This is a genomic window from Streptomyces thermovulgaris, from assembly GCF_002155915.1.
Taxonomy (GTDB): domain Bacteria; phylum Actinomycetota; class Actinomycetes; order Streptomycetales; family Streptomycetaceae; genus Streptomyces; species Streptomyces thermovulgaris.
The window spans coordinates 38,216-44,571 of record NZ_MUME01000019.1 but is presented as its reverse complement, the minus strand read 5'-3'; the positions used below and the strand labels follow the sequence as shown (position 1 = coordinate 44,571).

General features: G+C 68.4%; 6 protein-coding genes. 1 reads left to right on the top strand and 5 read right to left on the bottom strand.

The features are described 5' to 3' along the window. Window positions 1-322 (top strand): substrate-binding domain-containing protein (locus tag CCN35_RS02460; RefSeq protein WP_158100368.1); only part of this gene is annotated, 322 nt, incomplete at its 5' end. A 168-nt stretch (window positions 323-490) separates the two neighbouring features. On the opposite strand, the gene prcA is transcribed toward CCN35_RS02460, so the two are convergent. From prcA to arc, 5 genes are all read right to left on the bottom strand, one after another. Beyond that, the gene (prcA, locus tag CCN35_RS02455; protein WP_067394890.1) at window positions 491-1,240 is read right to left on the bottom strand and encodes a proteasome subunit alpha; all 750 of its coding nucleotides are present in this window, start codon (window positions 1,238-1,240) and stop codon (window positions 491-493) included. Window positions 1,241-1,302: 62 nt separating this feature from the next. Next, window positions 1,303-2,148 (bottom strand): proteasome subunit beta, encoded by an 846-nt coding sequence (prcB, locus tag CCN35_RS02450; protein WP_067394887.1) that lies wholly within the window; start codon window positions 2,146-2,148, stop codon window positions 1,303-1,305. 150 nt (window positions 2,149-2,298) lie between these two features. Continuing rightward, window positions 2,299-2,517, bottom strand: coding sequence for a ubiquitin-like protein Pup (locus CCN35_RS02445; protein WP_067394884.1), 219 nt, complete (start codon window positions 2,515-2,517; stop codon window positions 2,299-2,301). A gap of 189 nt (window positions 2,518-2,706) precedes the next feature. Beyond that, a complete protein-coding gene (dop, locus tag CCN35_RS02440) occupies window positions 2,707-4,218 on the bottom strand; it encodes a depupylase/deamidase Dop (RefSeq protein WP_342748555.1) in 1,512 nt (503 codons plus the stop codon). A gap of 233 nt (window positions 4,219-4,451) precedes the next feature. Beyond that, complete coding sequence (arc, locus tag CCN35_RS02435) at window positions 4,452-6,218, bottom strand: proteasome ATPase (RefSeq protein ID WP_067394878.1); 1,767 nt, start codon at window positions 6,216-6,218, stop codon at window positions 4,452-4,454. Window positions 6,219-6,356: the final 138 nt, after the last annotated feature.

Genomic DNA, 6,356 nt, shown 5'->3' with positions numbered 1-6,356 from the left:
CGAGGCCGCGCTCGGCGGCCCCGGCCCCCGGCCCACCGCCCTGGTGTGCGACGACGACCTGCTGGCCGTCGGCGCCTACAAGGGGCTGCGCCGCCTCGGACTGCGTGTGCCCGACGACGTCTCCGTCACCGGCCTGGACGACCTCGCCCTCGCCACCGCCGTCGACCCCGAGCTGACCACCGTGCGGCTGGACGCGGAGCTCTTCGGCGAGAGGGGCATGCGCGCCCTTCTCGCCGTCCTGGAGGGCCGTGCGCCCGAGGGCGGCGACATTCCCGTGGAACTGGTCGTACGGGGCTCCACGGCGCCGCCGAACGCCTCCTGAGAACGCCGGTGCCCCGGCCGTGCCGTCGGCCGGGGCATCCGGAGCGAGGGAAGGACGAGGACGGGAACGGCGCGCGGGAACGGCGCGGATGACGGGGACGGCGGAGAAAGGCGGATCGGCGGGGGAACCGGAGCGGGCGGGCCGGGCCCGCGGGCCGGGCCCGCCGGGCTATTTCTCCTCGGAACCCTCCTCGGAGCTCTCCGCCTCCGTCACGGCGCCGTCGGCCTGCAGCAGCCGCTGGAGCTGCCGGCCCACGATCCGCTTGAACTTGCGCTTCTGCGGGCGCGTACGGTCCAGCACGGCCACCTCCAGGCGCTCGGCCGGGATCTCCCGCTCGCTGCCGTTGGTGTCGCGGGACAGCGCCTGCACCGCCAGCTTCAGGGCCTCGGCCAGGGACATGCCGTCCCGGTGACGCTGGTCCAGATAGCTGCTGATCTGCTCGGCGTTGCCGCCGACCGCGACCGAGCCGTGCTCGTCCACGATCGACCCGTCGTGCGGCAGCCGGTAGATCTGGTCGCCCTCCGGGGTCTCCCCCACCTCGGCGACCACCAGCTCCACCTCGTACGGCTTCTCCCCGGCGCTGGAGAAGATCGTGCCCAGTGTCTGGGCGTAGACGTTCGCCAGACCGCGGGCGGTCACGTCGTTGCGGTCGTAGGTGTAGCCGCGCAGGTCGGCGTAGCGGACACCGCCGATGCGCAGGTTCTCGTACTCGTTGTACTTTCCGGCGGCCGCGAACCCGATCCGGTCGTAGATCTCGCTGAACTTGTGCAACGCGCGGGACGGATTCTCACCGACGAACACGATTCCGTCGGCGTACTGCATCACGACCAGGCTGCGGCCGCGGGCGATGCCCTTGCGGGCGTACTCCGCCCGGTCGGCCATGGCCTGCTGAGGTGAGACATAGAACGGCGTCGACACCGGTTTATCCGTCCCTTTCTGTCGAAGTCACTGGATCACCCTGAACACCAGCCGGCCGCCGGCTACCGCAGCGCGGCCCGCGGACCGTCGGGCTGCTCCATCCGCTGCTGCACCACCGAGCGGGCGATCTCGGAGGACTCGTCCTCGGTGAGCCGGCGGAAGCCGTCCTCGGTGATCACGGTGACGATCGGATAGATCCGGCGGGCGACATCGGGGCCACCGGTCGCCGAGTCGTCGTCTGCCGCGTCGTACAGGGCCTGCACCACCAGCGTGGTGGCGTCGGCCTCCGTCAGGTCCTCCCGGTAGAGCTTCTTCAGGGAGCCGCGTGCGAAGAGCGAGCCGGAACCGGTGGCGGCGTAGCCGTACTCCTCGGAACGGCCGCCGGTGACGTCGTAGGAGAAGATCCGGCCCTGCCCGCGGTCCAGGTCGTATCCCGCGAAGAGCGGGACCACGGCCAGGCCCTGCATGGCCATGCCCAGGTTGGAGCGGATCATGGTCGACAGCCGGTTCGCCTTGCCCTCCAGCGACAGCTGCGTCCCCTCGACCTTCTCGAAGTGCTCCAGCTCCAGCTGGAACAGCTTCACCATCTCCACGGCGATGCCCGCCGTGCCGGCGATGCCCACGGCCGAGTACTCGTCCGCCGGGAACACCTTCTCGACGTCCCGCTGCGCGATGACGTTCCCCATGGTCGCCCGCCGGTCACCGGCCAGCACGACGCCCCCCGGGAAGGTCACCGCCACGATCGTCGTCCCGTGCGGCGCCTCGAGCGCCCCCTGGGTGGGAGGCAGCTGCCGTCTGCCGGGCAGCAGATCCGGCCGGTGCTCGGCGAGAAATTCCATGAAGGACGAGGACCCGGGCGTCAGGAAGGCAGCCGGCAGACGCCCGGTGCTACGAGGGTTGGGTTCCACGCGATTCCTTCCGCATAAGGCTGCGGCCCCGCCGGGAACGGCCGAGCCGATCATCAAATCCGTGCACGGACCATACCCGTACCGGCGCCGGTCATCCGTCCCGGTGCCGGCCCGCTTCCCGCGTACCGGCACCGGGACGAACGCCGTGCGTCACTCGCCGCCCTTCTGCACGAAGCTCCGGACGAAGTCCTCCGCGTTGGACTCGAGCACGTCGTCGATCTCGTCGAGGACGTCGTCCACGTCCTCGCTCAGCTTCTCGTGGCGTTCCTTGAGGTCCTCGGCGGCCTGTGCGTCCTGGGCCTGCTCCTCGATCTCCTCGGTGGAGCGTGTGGCCCTCTGCTGTCCACCGCCGGTGTCCTTCGTTGCCATAACCCTCACCCCGCTCTGTTCGCCCGACATGGTCGGCATTGCGGCCGATCGGTGTTGATCAGACCCTACAAGGCAGGTCCGACATCGGCCCCGCAGTTTCCTCAACGTACGGGGGCCACCTCGATGATTCCCTGCCTTCGGCGTTTCCACCCCGGAACGGCCCCTCCTCTGCGGCGCCCCGGGGTCCGCTCAGCCTCCGGACAGGACCCTGACCAGGTCCTCCGCGGTGCGGCAGCGGTCCAGAAGCTCCTTGACGTGTTTACGCGTTCCGCGAAGCGGTTCCAGGGTGGGGACGCGCTGGAGCGAGTCCCGGCCCGGCAGGTCGAAGATGACCGAGTCCCAGGAGGCCGCGGCGACGTCGTCGGCGTACTGCTCCAGGCAGCGCCCGCGGAAGTACGCCCGGGTGTCCTCCGGCGGCTTCGTACGGGCCCTGTCCACCTCGGCCTCGTCCAGGAGCCGCTTCATGCGGCCCCGGGCCACCAGACGGTTGTACAGGCCCTTCTCGAGGCGCACGTCCGCGTACTGGAGGTCGATGAGGTGGAGCCGGGCGGCGTCCCAGTCGAGGCCGTCGCGGCGCCGGTAGCCCTCCATGAGCTCCAGCTTGGCGACCCAGTCCAGCTCGCCGGACAGGCTCATGGGGTCGTTCTCCAGACGGTTGAGGACGTCCTCCCAGCGGGCCAGGACGTCCTTGGTCTGGTCGTCGGCGTCCGTCCCGAACCGTTCCTCCACGTACTTGCGCGCCAGCTCGTAGTACTCCATCTGGAGCTGTACGGCGGTGAGCGTCCGGCCGCTGCGGAGCGTGATCAGATGCTTGAGCGACGGATCGTGCGAGACCTGGTGGAGCGTGCGGACGGGCTGGTCGACGGCCAGGTCGACGGCGATGAAGCCGTCCTCGATCATGGACAGGACCAGGGCGGTCGTGCCCAGCTTCAGATAGGTCGAGATCTCGGAGAGGTTCGCGTCGCCGATGATCACGTGCAGCCGGCGGTACTTCTCCGCGTCGGCGTGCGGCTCGTCGCGCGTGTTGATGATCGGCCGCTTCAGGGTCGTCTCCAGGCCGACCTCGACCTCGAAGTAGTCCGCGCGCTGGCTGATCTGGAAGCCGTGCTCGTGGCCGTCCTGGCCGATGCCGACGCGGCCGGCGCCCGCGACGACCTGGCGGGAGACGAAGAAGGGCGTCAGATGGCGCACGATGTCGGAGAACGGGGTCTCCCGCTTCATCAGGTAGTTCTCGTGCGTGCCGTAGCTGGCGCCCTTGTTGTCGGTGTTGTTCTTGTAGAGATGGATCGGCTGGGCGCCCGGCAGCTGGGCGGCCCGTTCGGCGGCCTCGGCCATGATCCTCTCGCCGGCCTTGTCCCACAGGACGGCGTCGCGCGGGTTGGTCACCTCGGGCGCGCTGTACTCCGGATGGGCGTGGTCGACGTAGAGCCGGGCACCGTTGGTCAGGATGACGTTGGCCAGGCCGATGTCCTCGTCGGTGAGCTGGCTGGGGTCGGCGGCCTCACGGGCGAGATCGAAGCCACGGGCGTCCCGCAGCGGGTTCTCCTCCTCGAAGTCCCACCGGGCCCGGCGGGCCCGGTGCATCGCCGCCGCGTAGGCGTTGACGATCTGGGACGAGGTGAGCATGGCATTGGCATTGGGGTGGCCGGGGACGGAGATCCCGTACTCCGTCTCGATGCCCATTACTCGCCGTACGGTCATGCGGCCCTCCTTGCCCGGCGACGCCCTCGGTCGTGGGCGCCGCACAAGTACCGCTGGTGTTCGGCTGTCCGTGCGGTGCCCGTCCCCGCACTGCGCGACCCGGCGGTACGAAAGAGCCTAGAACGCCTCCGCGCTGGGGGGGAGATCATTTGTGTCATTGCCTGCTCCATGCGGTGGCCCCGTAAACAGCTGACTGCGGGTACCCCGGAAGGGCACCCGCAGCCGCCCTGCTTTTACAGGTACTGACCGGTGTTCGCCACCGTGTCGATGGAGCGTCCGGTGTCCGCGCCCTGCTTTCCGGTGATGAGAGTGCGGATGTAGACGATCCGCTCGCCCTTCTTTCCGGAGATCCGGGCCCAGTCGTCCGGGTTGGTGGTGTTGGGAAGGTCCTCGTTCTCCTTGAACTCGTCCACGCAGGCCTGGAGCAGATGGGAGACGCGAAGACCCTTCTGGTTCTTCTCGAGATAGTCCTTGATCGCCATCTTCTTGGCCCGGCCCACAATGTTTTCGATCATGGCGCCGGAATTGAAGTCCTTGAAGTAGAGGACTTCCTTGTCGCCATTGGCGTAGGTGACCTCCAGGAAGCGGTTCTCCTCGGTTTCGGCGTACATGTGCTCCACCGCGGTCTGGATCATCGCCTGGACCGTGGCGGTCTTGTCGCCGCCGTGTTCCGCGAGGTCGTCCGCGTGCAGCGGAAGACGCTCGGTGAGGTACTTGCTGAAGATGTCCTTGGCCGCCTCGGCGTCCGGACGCTCGATCTTGATCTTCACATCGAGACGGCCGGGCCGCAGAATGGCCGGGTCGATCATGTCCTCGCGGTTGGAGGCGCCGATCACGACCACGTTCTGCAGGCCCTCCACACCGTCGATCTCGGCGAGCAGCTGCGGGACGATGGTGTTCTCCACGTCCGAGCTGACACCGGAGCCACGGGTGCGGAAGAGGGACTCCATCTCGTCGAAGAAGACGATGACGGGAGTCCCCTCGCTGGCCTTCTCCCGGGCCCGCTGGAAGACGAGACGGATCTGCCGCTCGGTCTCGCCGACGTACTTGTTCAGCAGCTCGGGGCCCTTGACGTTGAGGAAGAAGCTCTTGCCGGTGGGCTGGCCGGTCACCTCGGCGACCTTCTTGGCCAGCGAGTTGGCGACGGCCTTGGCGATGAGCGTCTTGCCGCATCCGGGCGGGCCGTAGAGCAGGACGCCCTTCGGCGGACGCAGCTCGTGCTCCTTGAACAGATCGGGGTAGAGGTACGGCAGCTCCACGGCGTCGCGGATGGCCTCGATCTGGCTGCTGAGGCCACCGATCTGCTCATAGCCGATGTCGGGCACCTCTTCGAGGACGAGCTCCTCGACCTCGCTCTTGGGCACGACCTCGTAGACGTAGCCCGACCTGGGCTCGAGCAGGAGGGAGTCGCCGGGACGGATGGTGACGCCCAGCAGCGGTTCGGCGAGCCGGACCACCCGTTCCTCGTCGGTGTGCCCGAGCACCAGGGCGCGCTCGCCGTCCTCGAGAACCTCCTTGAGGGTGACGATCTCGCCGACGCGCTCGAAGTCCATGGCCTCGACCACGTTGAGCGCTTCGTTCAGCATCACTTCCTGACCGCGCTTGAGCTCCTCGAGCTCGACGCTGGGGCTGACGTTCACCCGCAGCTTGCGGCCGCCGGTGAAGATGTCGGCGGTGCCGTCCTCGTTGGCCTGCAGAAAGACCCCGAAGCCGGCCGGCGGCTGGGCGAGCCGGTCGACCTCCTCCTTGAGGGCCACGATCTGGTCGCGGGCCTCACGGAGCGTGTTCGCCAGCCGTTCGTTCTGCGCGGACACGCCGGCCAGGTTGGTCTGCAGCTCGACGATCCGCTCCTCGAGAATCCTCGTGTGTCGCGGAGAGTCGGCGAGCTTGCGTCGCAGGACGGCGATCTCCTGCTCAAGGTAGGCGATCTGCCCGGCCGGGTCGTCGGACCCCTGCTCCGGGCGGATGCCGCGGTTCATGTCGTCGTCGTGGGCTGCCACGGTCCTCACCTCCTCCAAGGGGAGCTGGACGCTTCCAGACCCTACCTGGGTGGGTGCCGATTGAAACCCCTAGATCACAAAGACTGTCGAGGTGTGTCCGATCTTCACCCTTGCGCTCTCCCCCACGCCAGGGGAATA

Bases quoted from the DNA above. Each gene is read 5' to 3' on its own strand.
- CCN35_RS02445 (WP_067394884.1), bottom strand. From the start codon at position 2,517: ATGGCAACGAAGGACACCGGCGGTGGACAGCAGAGGGCCACACGCTCC.
- dop (WP_342748555.1), bottom strand. From the start codon at position 4,218: ATGACCGTACGGCGAGTAATGGGCATCGAGACGGAGTACGGGATCTCC.